Annotated in this window: 17 protein-coding genes; 1 reads left to right on the top strand and 16 read right to left on the bottom strand. The window is 68.6% G+C overall.

What is annotated here, in order from left to right; genetic code table 11:
- Window positions 1–98: 98 nt before the first annotated feature.
- Complete coding sequence (locus ACXU4B_RS16965; protein WP_131413298.1) at window positions 99–872, top strand: NRDE family protein; 774 nt, start codon at window positions 99–101, stop codon at window positions 870–872.
- Here the strand turns inward: ACXU4B_RS16965 and ACXU4B_RS16960 are convergent.
- The 16 genes from ACXU4B_RS16960 to ACXU4B_RS16885 form a co-directional block, all read right to left on the bottom strand.
- On the bottom strand, window positions 869–1,297 hold the full coding sequence (locus ACXU4B_RS16960) for a YchJ family protein (RefSeq protein WP_205746627.1): 429 nt from the start codon (window positions 1,295–1,297) through the stop codon (window positions 869–871). The two genes, ACXU4B_RS16965 and ACXU4B_RS16960, sit on opposite strands and share 4 nt — an antisense overlap.
- A gap of 105 nt (window positions 1,298–1,402) precedes the next feature.
- Window positions 1,403–1,996 (bottom strand): DUF938 domain-containing protein, encoded by a 594-nt coding sequence (locus ACXU4B_RS16955; protein ID WP_131413300.1) that lies wholly within the window; start codon window positions 1,994–1,996, stop codon window positions 1,403–1,405.
- A gap of 1 nt (window position 1,997) precedes the next feature.
- A complete protein-coding gene (locus ACXU4B_RS16950) occupies window positions 1,998–2,195 on the bottom strand; it encodes a hypothetical protein (protein WP_131413302.1) in 198 nt (65 codons plus the stop codon).
- Window positions 2,196–2,264: 69 nt separating this feature from the next.
- Entirely contained in the window at window positions 2,265–2,843 is a 579-nt protein-coding gene (locus ACXU4B_RS16945; protein ID WP_131413304.1) for an NnrU family protein, read from the bottom strand.
- 74 nt (window positions 2,844–2,917) lie between these two features.
- On the bottom strand, window positions 2,918–3,478 hold the full coding sequence (locus tag ACXU4B_RS16940) for a HutD/Ves family protein (protein ID WP_131413306.1): 561 nt from the start codon (window positions 3,476–3,478) through the stop codon (window positions 2,918–2,920).
- Entirely contained in the window at window positions 3,475–5,577 is a 2,103-nt protein-coding gene (gene dinG / locus ACXU4B_RS16935) for an ATP-dependent DNA helicase DinG (protein WP_131413308.1), read from the bottom strand. The genes ACXU4B_RS16940 and dinG overlap by 4 nt, the downstream gene beginning before the upstream one ends.
- 6 nt (window positions 5,578–5,583) lie before the next feature.
- Complete coding sequence (locus tag ACXU4B_RS16930) at window positions 5,584–7,233, bottom strand: NAD(P)/FAD-dependent oxidoreductase (protein ID WP_131413311.1); 1,650 nt, start codon at window positions 7,231–7,233, stop codon at window positions 5,584–5,586.
- Window positions 7,234–7,309: 76 nt separating this feature from the next.
- A complete protein-coding gene (locus tag ACXU4B_RS16925) occupies window positions 7,310–7,957 on the bottom strand; it encodes a DsbA family oxidoreductase (RefSeq protein WP_131413313.1) in 648 nt (215 codons plus the stop codon).
- A gap of 114 nt (window positions 7,958–8,071) precedes the next feature.
- Complete coding sequence (locus tag ACXU4B_RS16920; protein ID WP_131413315.1) at window positions 8,072–8,578, bottom strand: DUF1993 domain-containing protein; 507 nt, start codon at window positions 8,576–8,578, stop codon at window positions 8,072–8,074.
- A complete protein-coding gene (locus ACXU4B_RS16915) occupies window positions 8,575–9,921 on the bottom strand; it encodes a TCR/Tet family MFS transporter (RefSeq protein ID WP_131413317.1) in 1,347 nt (448 codons plus the stop codon). Before ACXU4B_RS16915 ends, ACXU4B_RS16920 begins: the two co-directional genes overlap by 4 nt.
- An 83-nt stretch (window positions 9,922–10,004) precedes the next feature.
- The gene (locus tag ACXU4B_RS16910; RefSeq protein WP_131413517.1) at window positions 10,005–10,322 is read right to left on the bottom strand and encodes an EF-hand domain-containing protein; all 318 of its coding nucleotides are present in this window, start codon (window positions 10,320–10,322) and stop codon (window positions 10,005–10,007) included.
- Between the two features lie 32 nt (window positions 10,323–10,354).
- The gene (locus tag ACXU4B_RS16905) at window positions 10,355–13,147 is read right to left on the bottom strand and encodes an AAA family ATPase (protein WP_131413319.1); all 2,793 of its coding nucleotides are present in this window, start codon (window positions 13,145–13,147) and stop codon (window positions 10,355–10,357) included.
- Window positions 13,140–13,856, bottom strand: coding sequence for a hypothetical protein (locus ACXU4B_RS16900; protein WP_131413321.1), 717 nt, complete (start codon window positions 13,854–13,856; stop codon window positions 13,140–13,142). Before ACXU4B_RS16900 ends, ACXU4B_RS16905 begins: the two co-directional genes overlap by 8 nt.
- Window positions 13,849–15,147: a hypothetical protein gene (locus ACXU4B_RS16895; protein WP_131413323.1), complete on the bottom strand. Its 1,299-nt coding sequence runs from the start codon at window positions 15,145–15,147 to the stop codon at window positions 13,849–13,851. The genes ACXU4B_RS16900 and ACXU4B_RS16895 overlap by 8 nt, the downstream gene beginning before the upstream one ends.
- Window positions 15,148–15,160: 13 nt before the next feature.
- The gene (folE, locus tag ACXU4B_RS16890) at window positions 15,161–15,763 is read right to left on the bottom strand and encodes a GTP cyclohydrolase I FolE (protein ID WP_131413325.1); all 603 of its coding nucleotides are present in this window, start codon (window positions 15,761–15,763) and stop codon (window positions 15,161–15,163) included.
- Between the two features lie 165 nt (window positions 15,764–15,928).
- Entirely contained in the window at window positions 15,929–16,816 is an 888-nt protein-coding gene (locus ACXU4B_RS16885) for a class I SAM-dependent methyltransferase (protein ID WP_131413327.1), read from the bottom strand.
- Window positions 16,817–16,836: the final 20 nt, after the last annotated feature.

Raw genomic sequence — 16,836 nt, 5'->3', positions numbered from 1 at the left:
CGTGAACCACGCGGCGGCGCGCCACCGGGGCGGCGCGCCGCCCACCCGGGCCGCCCCGGTGCTGGCGCGCGCAGCTGCCGTTGCCCACAATGGTTGCCATGTGCCTGATCGCCTTTGCCTGGAACGTGCATCCACGCTGGCGCCTGCTGCTGGCAGGCAACCGCGACGAGTTCCATGCGCGACCGAGCCTGCCGCTGATGCGATGGGAGCAGCCGCCGATCATTGCCGGCAAGGACCTCGAAGGCGGCGGCACCTGGCTGGGCGCCACCGACGGCGGCCGTTGCAGCGTGGTCACCAACGTCCGCGATCCGCGGGATCCGCAGCTGGGCCGCTCGCGCGGCCTGCTCTCGCTGGACTACCTCGATGGCAGCGCCGATGCCGTGGCCCATGCCGACGGCTTGCTGGCCTCGGCGCGGGACTATCGGCCGTTCAACCTGCTGACCTTCGACACGCGCGCCGCGTTCTACCTGGGCAATCGCCCCGAACCGCGCGCGCAGGCCATCACGCCAGGCGTGCATGGATTGTCCAATGCGGACTTCAACACGCCGTGGCCGAAGACGCGCGCGCTGATGGGGCAGCTGCAGGCATGGCTCGATGCCGGCACGGACGACGATTTCGCACCGCTGTTCGCGGCCCTGGCCGATCCGCGCGGCTATCCGGACCAGGAACTGCCCGATACCGGCGTGGGGCTGGAGCGCGAGCGCTGGCTGTCGTCCGCTTTCATTCGTGGCGAGCACTACGGCACGCGCGCCAGTACGGTGGTGGCCATCGGCCATGACGGGCGAGGGCTGGTGGCCGAACGGCGCTTTGGCCCGTTTGGTCGCGAGGAAGGTGAGACGGTGGTGCCGCTGGTGGCGCCGCGTCCGGCCTAATCGTCGGAAGCCCTTGCCGCGGGAAACTCGCCGTCGACATAGAACCAGCGGCCGTCCTCGCGCACGAAGTGGCTGATCTCGTGCATGCGCTGCGCCTTGCCGCCGCCGTAGCGCAGGCGCGCCACGAACTCCACCGTGGCCTGGTCGCCGGCGCTCTCATGCCGCGTCACGGCAAGCCCCAGCCAGGTGGGCGACGGCTGCTGCGAGGCGAGCTTGAGCGTGGCCGGGCGCGTGCTGGCATGCCAGGTCGCGAGCAGGTAATCCTCGCGCTTGAGCACGTAAGCACTGTAACGCGAACGCATCAGTTGCTCGGCGCTGGCAGCCTGCCCGCCGTCGTGCAACGGCTTGCAGCACTGGGCATAGCCGGCGGCATTGCCACAGGGGCAGGGAGTGAGCGTATCGATCGCTTGCACGTAAGGTCGCATGGCGGATGCCGGGCGCGGCGGTTGGCGCCCCATGGCGCGCATCGTGACGCGTCCGGCTTGAAATGCCAATGGCCGGGACGTGGTATGGCCGTCCAGACGGCGTTGCTAGCCCGTGCGCTGCCACACGCGGCAGCGGTTGTTGGCGGGCATGGCGATGTCATCGATCAGCGCAAAGCCGGCGGCCAGGGCCAGTGCATCCACGGCTTCGGCGTCCCGGATGCGCATGTGCGCACCGCGGGCCTGCAGCCACTGGTCGAAGGACGCATTGCTGTCGCTGGTGTAGCGGCCGCCGTAGTTGAACGGGCCGTAGATGACCAGCCTGGCGTCGTCGGTGGTGACGTCGGGGAGATGATCGAACAGATGCTCGACCTCGTCCCAGCCCATGATGTGCAGCGTGTTCGCACTGAATACGGCGTCGTGGCGCTGCGCCGGCCAGCTGCCTGCCACGTCCAGTTCCAGCGGCGCGGGCGTATTCGGCAGGCCGGCTTCGTCCAGCCACAGGCGGATGCCGGGAAGGTTCTCCACGCGGTCCGTGCATTGCCAGCAAAGCTGCGGCAGGGCGGCGGCGAAATGCACGGCGTGCTGACCGGTGCCGCTGCCGATCTCAAGGACGTGGCGACGATCGGCGAAGTGCACCGCGAGCACATCGAGGATCGGGTCGCGGTTCCGTTCGCAGGACGGTGCGTTGGGTTTATCCACGTCAAGCGGGGCGGCCGCGCAGCACGCGCGCCGGCAGCATCAGCAACGCGCCGAGGAAGGCGAACACCGCGCCCACCGTGATGCCGACCAGTCGCAGCGGCAGGCTCAGCAGCCACACGATGGGATACAGCACGAGGGCCAGCAGGGCGAGCGGCCAGCAGAACATCAGCAGCAACAGCCAGAGCAGGAAGGCGACCATGGGGACATCCTTGCAGCCGAAACACAGCCACTCTAGCGCAGGGCGGATGCCCCGCGTAGATGACTGGTTTCACCCCATCGGGTTCACGCCGATCAGCCATCCATGCAGCCACCAGGCGAACACGGCCCAGCTGGCGACGCCGGCCACGACGGTGACGAGGTCACCCCTGGCCGTACCGGCGGGATAGGTCACGCCGGCTGTGCGATCGCGTCGCCGCGCACCGACGAAAGCCGCGATGGCCCACAGCAGGAAGGCGCCGAACAGCAGCAGGTCATGCAGCATGCCGGTGGCGAGCAGATGGCCGAACGCCCAGCACTTCACGCCGGCCAGCATGGGATGGCCAAGGTTCGCCTTGAGGTGGTTGCGGGGCACGTATGCGGCGGCGACCAGCACGAAGGCCAGCACCGTGAATAACGCATTGAGATGGCGCAGCCACAGCGGCGGCACATACAGCGGCACCGCATGCTGCCGGGCGATGCCGAAGCCCCAGACGATCAGCACGAAGCCAATGACGGACACCAGCGCATACAGTGCCTTCCAGCGCTTTTCGCCCAGCCGCGCGAGTTGCCGGCTGCGCCAGTCGCTCGCGACCAGGCGGATGGAATGCACGCCAAGAAACATCACCAGACCAAGGATCAGCAGCAGCATGGGATCACCGTGGGTGTGTCGGGCTGCAGCGATTGTAGGGCAGTGGCGCGCCCCGACGCTGACGGCGCGCTTGCCTAGCCGACGCGACGGGTGATCTGGATGGCCAGGGCCACGGCGCCGTCATGCAGCTGGAGCTCACCGGTGCCAGGTCGCCAGGCGTCGCCGGCCTCCAGCAGGCCATCGGGCGTCGTCGCGGTGCCGGCGGCGAGGTAGACCAGCACGCAGGACGGCGCCAGCCGCTGTGCGCCGGCCGTGCGCAGCACCTGCACCTGGCCTTCGGCCGATGCGCGCCGCACCATCAGGTTGAAGTCGCGCGTGGCGCCGCCCGCCATGGCCACGTCGACACTCGCCTCGCCCGGAAACGCGAACGGTTCCAGCGGGGTGAGCAAGGCGTGCGTGCGCTGCCCGTCCAGCGTCATGGTGAAGCCGGCGCCGTCCAGCAGGGCGATGTGCCGGTCGATGCCGGGGAAGCTGGAGAAGGGCGCGGCGCTGTTCACCTCGGCCACGCTCACGCGCCACAGGAAATCGTCGTTGCCGGCGTGCGCGGGAAAGCGGGCAATTTCCCGCGTGGTGCCCATGCCGTTCTTCCACGGCTGCGGGAGGCAGGCGGCTGCGCGGATGATGCGCTGGGTCATGTGGTCCTCTCGATGACGCGGGTGAACGGCGGCAGTGACTTCAACATGCGTTCGCCGTAGCGCTTGATCACCACGCGCCGGTCGAGCAGCACGATGCGGCCGCGATCGGTTTCGGTGCGGATCAGGCGGCCGCAGTACTGCGTGAGCAGTCGCGTCGCCTCGGGCACGGCGACTTCGATGAAGGGATTGCGGCCGCGCGACTCCAGCCATTCCGCATAGGTCGCCCCGACCGGATCGGTGGGCACGGCGAACGGCAGCTGGGTGATCACGACCGTCTCGCACAGCTTGCCGGGCAGGTCGAGACCCTCGCCGAACGAAGCCAGCCCGAACAGCGTGCTGCCCTTACCCGCCTCGACATCGGCGATGTGCTCGGTGACCAGCTGCGCCTTGCCCAGCGAGCCCTGCGCACGCACTTTGCGCACGAATTCGATGGGCAACTTCTGCAGCACGCGGTCGAGCTTGGCGCGCGAGGTGAACAGCACCAGGTTGCCGGCGCCCCAGTCGAGGTGGGCGGCCAGCCAGTCGCAGATTTCCTGCGTGTGTTCCTCGCGGGCATCGGGCAGCGCGCGCATGGCCGGCACCTCCAGCCGCGCCTGCGCGGCGAGGTCGAACGGCGACGGCAGGCTGAGGGTCACCGAGTCGTCGGGCAGGCCCACGGCGTCGGCGAAGCCGCGGAAGTTGCCGCCGGCGCTGAGCGTGGCCGAGGTCATCACTACGGCGCTGGCATTGCCCCAGAGCACGCTGCGCAACAGGCCGCCGGCAGAGACCGCCGAGGCATGGCAGACCAGCTGCTGGTCCGCGCCGAGGGTGACCCAGCGCGCCAGCGGCGGCGCATTCTCGCCATCGCTGGCCGACCATGCGCGCCAGGTGCGCAGCTGGCGGTCGATGCGTTCCAATGCGATGCCAAGCTCGCGCGAGAGGGCTTCGTGGGTCGGGCCGCTCTCGGTCATCTCCAGCACGGCACGCCGTACGGCGCCGACCCAGCGCTCCACTTCGCCGGTGAACACGTAAAGCACGCGCGCATGCTCCACCCAGGCATCGGGCAGCTGGCCGAGCGAGCCGCGATACATCGGCTCGTTGTCGTCTGGCGAGGGCAGCCAGGCGAGGCGGATTTCCTTCTCCAGTTCTTCCAGTGCGTCGCTGAGTTCCTGCAGCTTCTGGTCACCGGCATCGAGCGAAAGCTTGCCGATCACTTCCTTGTCGGTGAGTGAATAGGCCGCGTGGATCTGCCTGCCAAGCCGGCTGAGCTGGCGCACCGCCACGCTCATGTAGACCTCGGCGGCACCGCGATCGATCGCCTTCGACGGCACATGGTGGCCTTCGTCGAAGATGTACAGCGTCTCGTCCGGCTTGGGCAGGATCACGCCACCGAAGCCTTCCTCCTCGCGCGGCATGGTCAGGTCGGCCAGCACCAGGTCCTGGTTGGCCACGATGATGTCGGCATCGCCGACCGCGCGACGTGCGGCGAAAAACGGGCAGCTCATGAACTGGCCGCACTTGCGGCCGGTGCAGCCGCCGGCGCTGGTCGTGATCATCGGCCGCAGCACGTCGCTGATCGGCTCGGGCGCGGCATCGATGTCGCCGTCCCACTCGCCGCGGTCGAATTGACCGGCGAGCTTGGAGAGCGCCTTCTTGTCGCGCTCCTGCGGCGGCTTCGTCCACAGCGCCAGGTCGGCGTCGAAGCCCAGGCCCAGCTGCGCCGTCTCGCCGAGACTGTTGCTGGCCATCGCCAGGTTGCGCGGGCACAGGTAGCGCCCACGTCCCTTGGCCAGCGCCACCTTCGCCTCGGTGCCGTTGAGCTTCAGGTACAAAGGGATATCGCGCTGCACCAGCTGCTCTTGCAGAGCGACGGTGGCGGTGGCGATCAGCAGCTTCTTCTTCTGCGCCCGCGCCACCTCGACACCGGCGATGAGATAGGCCATCGACTTGCCGGTGCCGGTAGGCGCCTCGATCACCGCCGCGCCGCCCTCCTGCGCCAGCGCCTTGGCCACCTCGGCGATCATCTTGCCCTGCGACGCGCGCACCCGGAAGCCGGGCAGGCCGTCCTTGAGGCGCGTATAGGCAGCACGGATCGCGTCTTTGGTGGTGTCGGTGAGCATGCGCCGTCAGCGGCCCGCGTTGATGGCGAGCGCCACGGCTTCGGCGACGCGAATACCGTCGACGGCGGCGGAGAGGATGCCGCCGGCGTAGCCGGCGCCTTCACCGGCGGGATACAGGCCGTGCGTGTTGAGGCTCTGGTAGTCGTCGCCGCGACGGATGCGCACCGGCGACGAGGTGCGCGTCTCCACGCCGGTGAGTACGGCGTCGTGCATGGCGAAGCCCTTGATCTGGCGGTCGAAGGCCGGCAGTGCTTCGCGGATGGCTTCGATGGCGTAGTCAGGCAGTACCGAGGCCAGATCGGTCAGGCGCACGCCGGGCTTGTACGAGGGCTGTACTTCGCCGAACGCGGTCGATGCGTTGCCGGCAATGAAGTCACCCACCAGTTGCCCGGGCGCGCTGTAGTCGCTGCCGCCCAGTTCATAGGCACGCGATTCCAGAGCGCGCTGCAGGGCGATGCCGGCCAGCGGGCTGCCGCTGTCGTCGAACGGCGCGAAGTCTTTCGGGTCGATGCCGACCACGATCGCGGCATTGGCGTTGCGTTCGTTGCGCGAGTACTGGCTCATGCCGTTGGTGACCACGCGGCCAGGCTCGGAGGTCGCGGCCACCACGGTGCCGCCGGGGCACATGCAGAAACTGTAGACCGAGCGTCCCTGGCCTTTATGGCTACCTTTGCAGTGGTGCACCAGCTTGTAGTCGGCCGCGCCAAGGATCGGATGGCCAGCCTGCGGGCCGAAGCGGGCGCGGTCGATGATCGATTGCGGATGCTCGACGCGAAAGCCAATGGAGAACGGCTTGGCTTCCAGGTACACGCCACGCTCGTGCAGCATGGCGAAGGTGTCGCGCGCGCTGTGGCCGATGGCCAGCACGACGTGGTCGCTGCGCAGCTGCTCGCCGCCGGCCAGCACCACGCCGCGCACCTGGCGCGTGCCGTCGGCGCGCGTTTCCACCAGCAGGTCGTCCACGCGCTGCTGGAAGCGGATCTCGCCGCCCAGCGACTCGATGGTCGCGCGCATGTTCTCCACCATCGTCACCAGGCGGAAGGTGCCGATGTGTGGCTTGCTGACGTAGAGGATTTCGTCCGGCGCGCCGGCCTTGACGAATTCGGTGAGCACCTTGCGGCCGTGGTGGTGCGGGTCGGAGATCTGGCTGTGCAGCTTGCCGTCGGAGAACGTGCCGGCGCCGCCTTCGCCGTATTGCACGTTGGACTCCGGGTCGAGGTTGCGCTTGCGCCACAGGCCCCAGGTGTCCACGGTGCGTTCGCGCACGGCCTTGCCGCGGTCGAGGATGATCGGCCGGTAGCCCATCTGCGCCAGCAGCAGGCCGGCGAACAGGCCGCAGGGGCCGGTGCCGATCACGACGGGGCGATGCGCCAGGTCCGCCGGCGCCTGCGCCACGAAGTGGTAGCTGGTGTCCGGCGTCGGCTGCACGTGCTTGTCGCCGGCGTAGCGCCCGAGTACGCCATCCTCGTCGGCCACGTCGACGTCGAGGGTGTAGATCAGCTGGATGGCGCCGCGCTTGCGGGCATCGTAGCCGCGGCGGAACACGGCGTAGCTCCGCAAGGCGTCCTGGCCCAGGCCCAGCCGGGCACGGATGGCGGCCTCGATGGCGCCTTCGGCGTGGTCCAGCGGCAGCTTGATGTCGGTGAGTCGCAACATGCGGAATCCGGGCGTGGGGTCGGGCAGCCGCGCATTTTCGCATGCCGGCGGGTCCGGTACCCGCCGGCGCCCCGGATCAGCCCTCGGCCGCGATCCGGCGCAGGGTCTGCTCGAACACTTCCGGCGGCTGTCCGCCCTGGATCAGGTAGCGGTCGTTGACGATCACCGACGGCACCGCCTGGATGCCCTGCGACTGGTAGAACTGCTCCTGCGCCCGCACGTCCTGGGCATAGCGGTCCTCGGCCAGCACGTGGCGCGCCGCCACCGGGTCCAGACCGACGCGGGCCGCCAGCTCAACCAGCACCTCGTGCGAGCTGACGTCGAGGCCGTCGGTGAAATAGGCCGCCAGCAGTGCCTGCTTCAGTTCGGCCTGCCGCCCTTCCAGCGCTGCCCAGTGCAGCAGGCGGTGCGCATCGAAGGTATTGAAGATGCGGCGGCGCTTGTCCATGTTGAAAGTGAACCCCAGCGCCGCCCCGCGCTCGCGGATGGCTTCCTGGTTCTGTGCCAGCTGGTCGGGCGTGCTGCCGTACTTGCGGGCCAGGTGTTCGCCCACGTCTTCGCCTTCGGGCGCCATCTGCGGGTTGAGTTCAAACGGCTGGAAACGCAGGTCGACGGCGACCTGGCTGCCCAGCCGTCGCAGGGCCTGTTCCAGCGATTTGAGCCCGACCGCGCACCAGGGGCAGACCACGTCGGAGACGAAGTCGATCTTCAGGGGCGTTGTCATGCGGGATCCTCGGGGGGTGTTGATCCCGCCAAGATGGGGGCGGCATGCCCCTGATCAACGCCTGCCCCGAGGCCGACCCTCGCCCGCGAGCGGGGGAGGGTGGCCTGCACCGGCTTACGGCTTGCCGATGAAATCCATCTTGCCCAGCTCCACGCCGGCCTGGCGCAGGACGGCGTAGGTGGTGGTGCAGTGGAAGAACAGGTTCGGAATCACGAAGTGCAGCAGGTAGCCCTGGCCTTCGAACTGCTGCTCGCCGGTGCGGGTCTTGATGGTGACCTCGCGCGTCTCGCTGCCGTCGATCTGCTCGGCCTTGAAGCTCTTGATGTAGTCGATGGCGCGCTCGATGCGCGCATGCAGTTCGGCGAACGTGGTTTCGGTGTCCTCGAATTTCATGGGGTCCACGCCGGCAAGGCGGGCGCAGCCGTTCTTGGCCATGTCGGTGGCGATCTGCACCTGGCGCGTCAGCGGCAGCATGTCGGGCGACAGCCGTGCCTGCAGCAGCAATTCGGGATCGAACTTGCGGGCCTGGGCATGCGCCTCGCCCTTGCGCAGCACATGCTGCAGATTGGTCAGCGCGCGCAGGAACACGGGAGCGGAGGCCTGGTACATCGATAGCGTCATGGGGATTGCTCCGGACTTTCAGTGGGGGGGGTGGTTGGAATCGGTACGATCGACGAGAGCTCGGCGGGCAGCGTCGCGTCGACGGGCTCGTCGGGCCTGGCCAGGTCGTGCGCATGGCGGGTGACGCGCAGCGCGATGACCGTGCCGGCGGCCAGCAACACGGCGGAAAGCACGAAGGCCAGGCCGGGCAGGTGGATGGGCGACGCCGGCGAAATGGAGAGCGAGAACACCTGGGCAAACAGGAACGGCCCGAAGATGCCCGCAAAACTCGACAGGCTGGTGATGGCGCCCTGCAGGCGACCCTGTTCGCCCGGGTCCACCTGGTGCGTCATGAGCGACTGGATCGGCGGCCCGGACAGGCCCCACAAGGCCATCAGTGGAATGCCCAGCAGGAACACCGCGCCCTGGTCGGCCAGGCCCATCACCAGGAAGGCCGCGATACCGCACACCATGCCCACCAGCATCAGGCGCCGCTCGCCGAGGCGAGGAGCCAACCGGCGCGTAAGCACCGCCTGCACCAGGCCGTCGCAGGCGCCGACCAGCATCAGCACGGGGCCGACGATGGCGATGCCCCAGTGGTAGCGGTAGTCGGCATACAACACGAAGGTGGTCTGCAGCACGTAGTGCGCGAGGTAGACCAGGAACATCACCAGCGCCAGTCCGAGCACGAGCGGATAGCGCCGCAGCAGCGCGAGTGAGCCGAGCGGATGCGCGCTGTGCAGTTCGAATCGCGGCGTGCGGCGTTCCTTTGGCAACGACTCGGGCAGCACGAACAGTCCGTACAGGAAATTGCAGGCCGCCAGCGCGGCCGCGACCCAGAACGGCAGGCGCAGGTGCATGCTGCCGAGGAAGCTGCCCACGCCGGGGCCGATGATGAAGCCCAGCCCGAACGCGCTGCCGAGGATGCCGTAGGCAGCGGCCCGTTTCTCCTTGGGCGTAATATCGGCGATGTACGCGTTCGCCGTGCTGAAGCTGGCGGCGGTCATGCCCAGCAGCACGCGCGCCGCGAACAGCAGCCACAGCGTCGGCGCCAGCGCCAGCAACACGAAATTCAGCGCCAGGCCGGCATTGGAAATGAGGATGACGGGGCGGCGTCCGAAACGATCCGAGAGTGCGCCCTGCACCGGCGAGAAGGCGAACTGCACGGCGGCGAATACCGTGCCGAACACGCCGACCCACCATGCCGCATTGGAAGTGCCGCCGCCAGCCAGCTGCTGCACCAGGTGCGGCAGCACCGGAATGATGATGCCGAACGCCAGCATGTCCAGCACCACGGTGACGTAGATCAGCGCCAGGGCGGCGTGGCGGCGTGAATGGAGCTCGGTGGCGGCTGGCTGGTCCATGGGACGTGGCTGGCAGTGAGGCCTGCACGATAGCCGATTGCATGTGACGCGGTGTGTGCAGTGCAGTAAAGCCGCGATCGGCGTCACCCTTGCGGCGGCTGCGTAAGCTCATGCGCGTCGAGATAGCCGTCATGGTTGCGGTCCAGCTTGTGGAACTCCCGCCGCAGGTTGTCCTGGAATGCCTTGAGCGTGACCGGCTTGCCATGGCCGCCGGGCAGTTCTTCGCCATCCAGCACGCCGTCGCCGTTGAGGTCCAGGCGGCGGAAGCCTTCGCTCATATGCGCAACATATTCCGCCTCGCTGACCCGGCCGTCGCCGTTGGCGTCGAAGCTGCGCAGGTATTCCTCGGGCGTGCTTTGTGCCCACGCGCAGGAAGGCAACAGGCACAGGCCGGCCAGCATCGCGCCACGCAGCGGATGCGGCCGGGGCACCTTCACGCCGCCTCGGTACGCCGGCGCAGCACGGCCAGCGGTTGCGCCCAGGTCGCGCCGGGACGCCGTTTGCTGGTGACCAGGGTGAGGTCGCTGGGCTGGAACACGTTGATGTTGTGCGTGGCCGGGGTGGTGAGAATGTACTGGGCGCGGGTCGACTTGAGAAAGGCGCCGACCTTGTCGATGTTGAAGATGTCCAGGTGCGCGAATGGTTCGTCGATGAAGACGAAACCACCGGGGCGGTCCTCGTCGCGCATCAGCGCCACCAGCAGCAGCAGCGATTTCATCACCTGCTGGCCGCCGGACGCTTCGCCATCGTCCATGCCGATCCAGCCCTTCTTGTCGAACTCGAAGCGCACGGTGAGACCGGCCTGCGCCAGCGCCAGGTCCTCGTTGGACAGCTCGGGCAGGTCCACGTCCACGCCGATGCCGGCCAGCTCGGCCAGCAGCTTCAGGTTGCGGGCATAACGCTTGACCGTATTGCGCAGCACGTTGAGGTAGGCTGCGCGCGCCTCGCCGGTGATGCGGCTCGCGCGCTCGAGGTGCACGCGTCGACGCTGCAGGTCCTGCTTCAGGCCATCGTGATCGTTGGCGTACTTGTCGCGCAGCGGCAGGCAGCCTTGGTCGGTTTCCCAATGGCCTTCGTTGAGGCGGCGCTCGATGCGGTCGATCTCGCGGCGAACCGCCGCCGGCGACTCGTAGCGCTCGCGCAGACCGGCCATGGCGCGACGACTGCGATGCACGGGACGCACGTGGCTGCGCTTGTGGCGGAATGCCTTCAGGCGATCGACCTGCTCGTGGCGGAACTGGCTGAACTGACGCGCGCTGTCGGCCAGCTGTTGCTGCGCCTGCTTGTGCTCGCGCGCTTCGTTGTCGCGCTGGCGGGAATTCTGCTGGCGCTTTTCGCGCACGCCCTCGTAGTGCGACTCGGCGGCGGCATAGCTGTCGGCGCAACGCTGCACGTCGTCCTGCAGGGCCGCCTGCGCCGCGTGCGCCAGCGCAAACTCGTCGGCACGGTCGGCCAGCTGGTTGCTGGCGTTCGCGCCGCGCAGCAGGCTCTCGGCGTCGCTGGCCTGTTCCTGCCATTGCTTGCGCTGGTCCGCGAGGCCGCGCAGTTGCTGCTCGATCGCCTGCAGCCGCGCCTCGCCTTCGCGCAACTGGCGCTCGCGCGCGGCGCTGCCGAAATAGACGTCGTCCACGCCGAGATGGCGGCCGCCGCGACGTTCGCGGAAATAGCCTTGCGGCGTGATCCAGTCCTGCTCCTTTCCCAGCTTCGCGCCGTCGGCCACATCCTCGACGCGACGAATGCGGTCGAGCTGGCGCAGCAACCATTCCGGCGCCGGCGCGGTGAAGTCCACCACCTCGAGCAACGAGCCGCGCGTGGCTGCCGTGGTCGGCGCGCGCTCGGCCACCACGAAATGCTTGTAGCGGTGCTGCTCGCCGAGGCGCCACGCCGCCTCGCGGTCGCGCGGATGATCGAGCAGCACAACGTGGCGGTAGCCGGCGAGCACGGCTTCGACGGCCGCCTGCCAGCGCGGCTCGCTGATTTCCACGATCTCGCTGAGCATGCTGTGGCCGATGCCTTCGTCATCCAGTGCGCGGCGGAAGGCCTGCTCGAACTCGGGCGTGTAGCGCTGGCCGCGGCGCCACGCGCCCAGCTGTGCGGTGAGCGTGGTGAGCTGCTCGCGCAGCCGCGTTTCATCCGCCTGCAGACGACCGAGCTGGCTGCGGGCCTCGACCAGCAGCTTGCCCTGCTGCTCGTGATCGGCGCCATCCTGTTCGGCCACGAGTTTGCGCAGGTGCTGTTCCTGCTTGAGCAGGGTGGCGTTCTCGGTCTCGGCGCGGCGCGCCTCGTCCAGTTGTTGCTTGGCCTGTTGGCGTACCTGGTCGGCGACGTGCTGTTCGCCGCGCAGCGCCTCTTCGTTGGCGTCGAGCAACTGCAGGCGCAGCTGCAGCTCCACGTCGCGCGCGGAGAGATCGCGGCATCGACGCTTGAGCCCAAGCAGCTGCGGTCGTGCGCCGCGAATGGCCGCGTGCAGTTCGGCCAGTTCCGTGCGCGGCAGCGTCTCGGCCACCAGGTCGGCGTGCTCGCGCTTGAGCGCGTCCCACTCCTGCCACGAACGCACGCGGCCTTCGGCCTCCTGCAGGCTCACGCCGATCAGCGAAAGCTGATGTTCGAGCCCATGCAGTTCGCGGTCGGCCTCGCCCTGTTCGTTGCGGGCGCGCTGGTAGTCCTCCAGCACCGCCTTGTCGCCGAACACATCGAACACGAGGTCCAGCAAGGCCTTGGGCGCCATCTGGCACAGCTTGTCGGTGGCGCCCTGTTCCAGCGTCAGCACGCGGCGGATCGCCTGCGACAGGCCGGCGCCCTCCAGTCTTACGCGGTACTCGCGCAGGCCCAGCCAGTCACCGCGTGCCTCGATCTCGTCCACGCTTACGTCGCCGCCCATCACGGCGTACTGGCGCTGCCATTCGCCGCCCTTCTTCTGGATGCGCACGGCCAGCGTCACTTCGCTGTCCATGATCGGGAAGAACGGCCGTTCGCCGCGCGGCCCCGGCACGTTGCCCACGCGGGCGCGCAGCCAGGCGAACGGCTTGCCGTTGTGGCGCAGGTAGCTCTTGTAGTCGCGGTTGCCGGCGCAGTCGATGGTGAGCAGCGTGCGCAGCGCATCGAGCAGGGTGGTCTTGCCCGAGCCGTTGGGACCCACGACGGTGACGATATTGGTATCCAGCGGCAGGCTGAAGCGCTTCCAGTAGTCCCAGTGGATGACTTCGAGGCTGCGGAAATCAAACATCGCTGGTCACTTCGCTGTCTTCAAGGTCATCGGCTTCGTCGCCGGCCGGCTCGTCGTGGTCGCTGCGCTCGTCGCGCGGCGTCAGGCCGGCCAGCAGGTCGCCCAGCGCACCGTCGAGGATGCGTCGCGCGGTACGTTCGTAATCGAACACCAGGTCGAGCAGCGGGCCCTCCGCCAGGTCGCCCTTGCGCCGCACGATGAAACCGTGGCGGCTGAGCACGCCAAGATTGAAATTCACGCGCGTCTTGCCGCCCAGGCGGTCACCGAAGTCGGCCAGCAAGGTGCGTTCGGCCAGCACCGGAGACAGCGAGGGATCGCGCGAGATCGGCTTGGCTTCGGCGAACATCAGGCTCTGCGAGGCATCGGCCTCGGCCTGCTGGCGCTCGACCTGGCGCTGGCGCTTGGGCAGCACGATCAGCGCCCACAGCACCACCAGCAGTGCCACGGCGTCGCGGTCCAGCTGCAGCGTGTTGGAGATCCAGCTGTCGCTGCCGCCGAACACATGCTTTTCGTTGGCGCGCGCCACGGCCACGCCGATATAAGCGGAATAGGGGTGCTCGCGCAGTTCCAGGCCGACGGCGTCGAGCCGGCGGTCCAGTTCCTCGCGGAAGCCCTCGTCGAGCAAGGCCTTGCGCGCCTGCGTGTCGTCGCGTGGCAACCAGCGCTGCGACAGCAGGCGGGCGACCAGCGCCGCGGTTTCGTCATGCATGCTTCTTGTCCTTGCGTGGATGCAGGCGGCCCGCGCTCACCAGCGCGATCGCCGCCAGGCCCGGGTCGACCAGGCGTGGTTCGATTTCCAGCTGCAGCGGCAGCCGCGCGAGATCGGCGGTGGGGCCCTGCAACGCGGAAGATTCGGGATCGCCGAGCAGGCCCAGCAGCGACAGCCGGTAGGCGCTCAGCGCATAGTCGTCGCCGCGCAGCGCGTCGCTCAGTTCCAGCGAACCGCTGACCGCAGCGAGTTCGCCGTGCCATGCGAGCAGGGGCGAGAGGTCTTCTTCGTCGATCGGCAGGTCGTGCGCGGTCGGCGTGCTTTCCATCGAAGGCAGGGCGGTGCTTTCCGCCTCGGCGCGTTCGCGCTCGAGCAGTTCGAACTCGGCCACGTCCAGCGCGATCTGGTCCTGCAGGAAGGGCGGCTGCAGCGGCAGCAGGTGGGCCTCGTCCGCCAGCTGCGCCAGCGCAGCCGCGCCCTGCGAGCGCAGCCACGCCACCAGATCCGAGGAGGACAACCCGGTGCGGCCCAGGTGCACGCGATGCTGGTCGATCTTGTTGAGCTCGCGCTGGAACACGCCGGCCTGGCGCAACAGCGCGCTCTGGGCACGGCCGACGGCCTGGGCGAGACGGTGCGTGGCGGGGTCCAGCTCTTCGCTGTCGGCAATGGCGCGCACGACATCGGTGCCTTTCTCCACCCAGCTCCACACCGATTCCAGCCGCAGGGCCGCGCGGCGGATGCGATGCTCGGAGCCCGACAGCACCGCACGGTCGAAGTCTTCCTTCAGCTCCGACAGTCGCGACAGCAGGTGGCCCAGTTCGTCCGCCGTCAGGCGTCCAACCGCCTGTCCGGCCGCGAGCTGCGCGGTGAGATAGCCCAGGCCGTCTTCGTCGTCGCGCTCGAACTCCAGCAAGGTCGCCACGGCCGCCAGCGCCTTGCGGCCGAGCGGGCTGATCCGGTAGCGCAGCGTTTCGCTGTCCCAGGTGAGCAGCTCGTGTTCCTTCAGGCGCTGCACCACGGTGTCCAGCTTTACCGCATCGACAAAGGCAAGCTGGTCGCGGATTTCCGCCGGCGTCCATTCCGGCGCGTGCGCGCGTGCGCCCAGCGTGCGCAACACCAGCAGGCGCAGCAGCACTTGTGCTTCGCCGCCGTGGAACAGCGCGCTGAAGGCGCGCAGCAGCGCGCGGCCGCGCAGCAACGGGAACACCGCCGGAAGATCCTCGGCGGTGATGCCTTCACGCAATACATCCTGCAGACGCTCGCCGGCGTCTGCGCCATCGACCAGGGACATCAGGCGAACGTGCTCAGCGACCGGCGCCGTGGATGCCGATGAATTGCAGGAACTCCGAGCGCGTGCGCGCGTCGTCGCGGAACGCGCCGAGCATCTGGCTGGTGATCATCGACACGCCGCGCTTGTGCACGCCGCGCGTGGTCATGCATTCGTGGCTGGCGTCGATTACCACGGCCACGCCTGCCGGCTGCAGGTTTTCCTGGATGCACTGGGCGATCTGCGCGGTGAGCTTTTCCTGCACCTGGAAGCGGCGCGCGTAGGCGTCGACGACGCGGGCCAGCTTGCTGATGCCCACCACGCGGTTGGTCGGCAGGTAGCCCACGTGGGCGCGGCCGATGATCGGCGCCATGTGGTGCTCGCAATGGCTTTCGAACTCGATGTCGCGCAGCACGACCATTTCGTCGTAGCCGTGGACTTCCTTGAAGGTGCGGCGCAGGTACTCGCCCGGATCGATCTCGTAGCCCGAGAACCAGTCGCGATACGCCTTCACCACGCGCTTGGGGGTGTCGAGCAGGCCCTCGCGGCTGGGATCCTCGCCCGACCAGCGCAGCAGGACGCGCACGGCCTCCTCGGCCTGTTCGCGGGTGACGTCGGTCGGTTCGTGGCGGTCGCTCATGCGGGTTCCTTCGGCTACAGCACAGACTCGCCAGTGTAACGCCCCCGTCAAGTCCCGGCGCCGTCCGGCGGCGCGAGGTGAACCGGATCAAGGGTTTGCGTCTGCCTCGGCGGGGGCGGCGCCGGCAGCCGTCGTGGAGGGCCGGGGGCGCCGGCAGCCCGGGCCCTAGCGTGACCGGAACAGGGCAATGCGGTGGACCTCGGGCGTGCCGACCGGAGCCAGCCACGGTTCGATGGCGATGCTCGCCGTGCACGGGCCCAGCGTGGCGATGCGTATGTCGCGCTGGCCGGCCTGAAGCTTCAGCTTGTCCAACACCTGGCGCAGGATGCTGCCCGCGAAAGGTGTGTAGAGATAGAACACCGTGCCCTGCGACAGGTCGGCCTCGCGGGCATCCCCGGCCACGAAGCTCACCCGGCCCAGCTGCAGTGCCCGGACGCAGCGACGGGCACTTTCGACATAGAGCCGCTCGCGTTCGATGCCGATGCAGCGCGCGCCGGTGCAGATCGACAGCAGCAGCGGCACATGGCCAAGCCCCGAGCCGATGTCGATCACGACATCCTCGGCGGTGATGCCGGCGCGCTCGCCCAGCTCGAAGACATGGCGGGCCGGGGTGGGTTGGTAGAACACCATCTCCTCGTCCAGCTCGGCGATCCCGGCGCCGGGTTCGTCGAACGACAGCACCTCGCTGACCAGGGCGTCGAGATGGTCGTAGCCCTGCGGGTCCTGCGGATGAGCACTCGGCTGCAACCACGCTCGCAGCGCCTGCGCGCCGTCGCCCCGCATGATCGCCTCGCGGATGTCCAGGGCCAGTTCGCGCTGGGTGTTGGCCAGACGCGCATGCAGCGCTTGTGCACGCGATAACAGTGAGGTCGCCATGGCCGGCTCGCCCTGCGCGGCGAACAGCAGGTCTTCCAGCCGATCCATCGCCAGCACGCGCTCGCGCAGCCGCGTCGGCAGCAGCAGCGAGGCGTCCTGTTCCCACCTCGGGATCAGGGTGTGCAGCTTGTCCATCATGCAGGTGGGTTGTTCGGTGTGCGCGACATGGCAGGCCATGCTGCCACGTCGCGCGTCAT

Source organism: Dyella soli (genome assembly GCF_054482295.1).
This window is presented reverse-complemented; position numbering and strand designations above follow the sequence as displayed.

Coding starts and splice junctions, on each gene's coding strand:
- ACXU4B_RS16965 (WP_131413298.1), top strand. CDS start 99: ATGTGCCTGATCGCCTTTGCCTGGAACGTGCATCCACGCTGGCGCCTG.
- ACXU4B_RS16960 (WP_205746627.1), bottom strand. CDS start 1,297: ATGCGACCTTACGTGCAAGCGATCGATACGCTCACTCCCTGCCCCTGT.
- ACXU4B_RS16950 (WP_131413302.1), bottom strand. CDS start 2,195: ATGGTCGCCTTCCTGCTCTGGCTGTTGCTGCTGATGTTCTGCTGGCCG.
- ACXU4B_RS16945 (WP_131413304.1), bottom strand. CDS start 2,843: ATGCTGCTGCTGATCCTTGGTCTGGTGATGTTTCTTGGCGTGCATTCC.
- ACXU4B_RS16940 (WP_131413306.1), bottom strand. CDS start 3,478: ATGACCCAGCGCATCATCCGCGCAGCCGCCTGCCTCCCGCAGCCGTGG.
- dinG (WP_131413308.1), bottom strand. CDS start 5,577: ATGCTCACCGACACCACCAAAGACGCGATCCGTGCTGCCTATACGCGC.
- ACXU4B_RS16930 (WP_131413311.1), bottom strand. CDS start 7,233: ATGTTGCGACTCACCGACATCAAGCTGCCGCTGGACCACGCCGAAGGC.
- ACXU4B_RS16925 (WP_131413313.1), bottom strand. CDS start 7,957: ATGACAACGCCCCTGAAGATCGACTTCGTCTCCGACGTGGTCTGCCCC.
- ACXU4B_RS16920 (WP_131413315.1), bottom strand. CDS start 8,578: ATGACGCTATCGATGTACCAGGCCTCCGCTCCCGTGTTCCTGCGCGCG.
- ACXU4B_RS16915 (WP_131413317.1), bottom strand. CDS start 9,921: ATGGACCAGCCAGCCGCCACCGAGCTCCATTCACGCCGCCACGCCGCC.
- ACXU4B_RS16910 (WP_131413517.1), bottom strand. CDS start 10,322: ATGCTGGCCGGCCTGTGCCTGTTGCCTTCCTGCGCGTGGGCACAAAGC.
- ACXU4B_RS16905 (WP_131413319.1), bottom strand. CDS start 13,147: ATGTTTGATTTCCGCAGCCTCGAAGTCATCCACTGGGACTACTGGAAG.
- ACXU4B_RS16900 (WP_131413321.1), bottom strand. CDS start 13,856: ATGCATGACGAAACCGCGGCGCTGGTCGCCCGCCTGCTGTCGCAGCGC.
- ACXU4B_RS16895 (WP_131413323.1), bottom strand. CDS start 15,147: ATGTCCCTGGTCGATGGCGCAGACGCCGGCGAGCGTCTGCAGGATGTA.
- folE (WP_131413325.1), bottom strand. CDS start 15,763: ATGAGCGACCGCCACGAACCGACCGACGTCACCCGCGAACAGGCCGAG.
- ACXU4B_RS16885 (WP_131413327.1), bottom strand. CDS start 16,816: ATGGCCTGCCATGTCGCGCACACCGAACAACCCACCTGCATGATGGAC.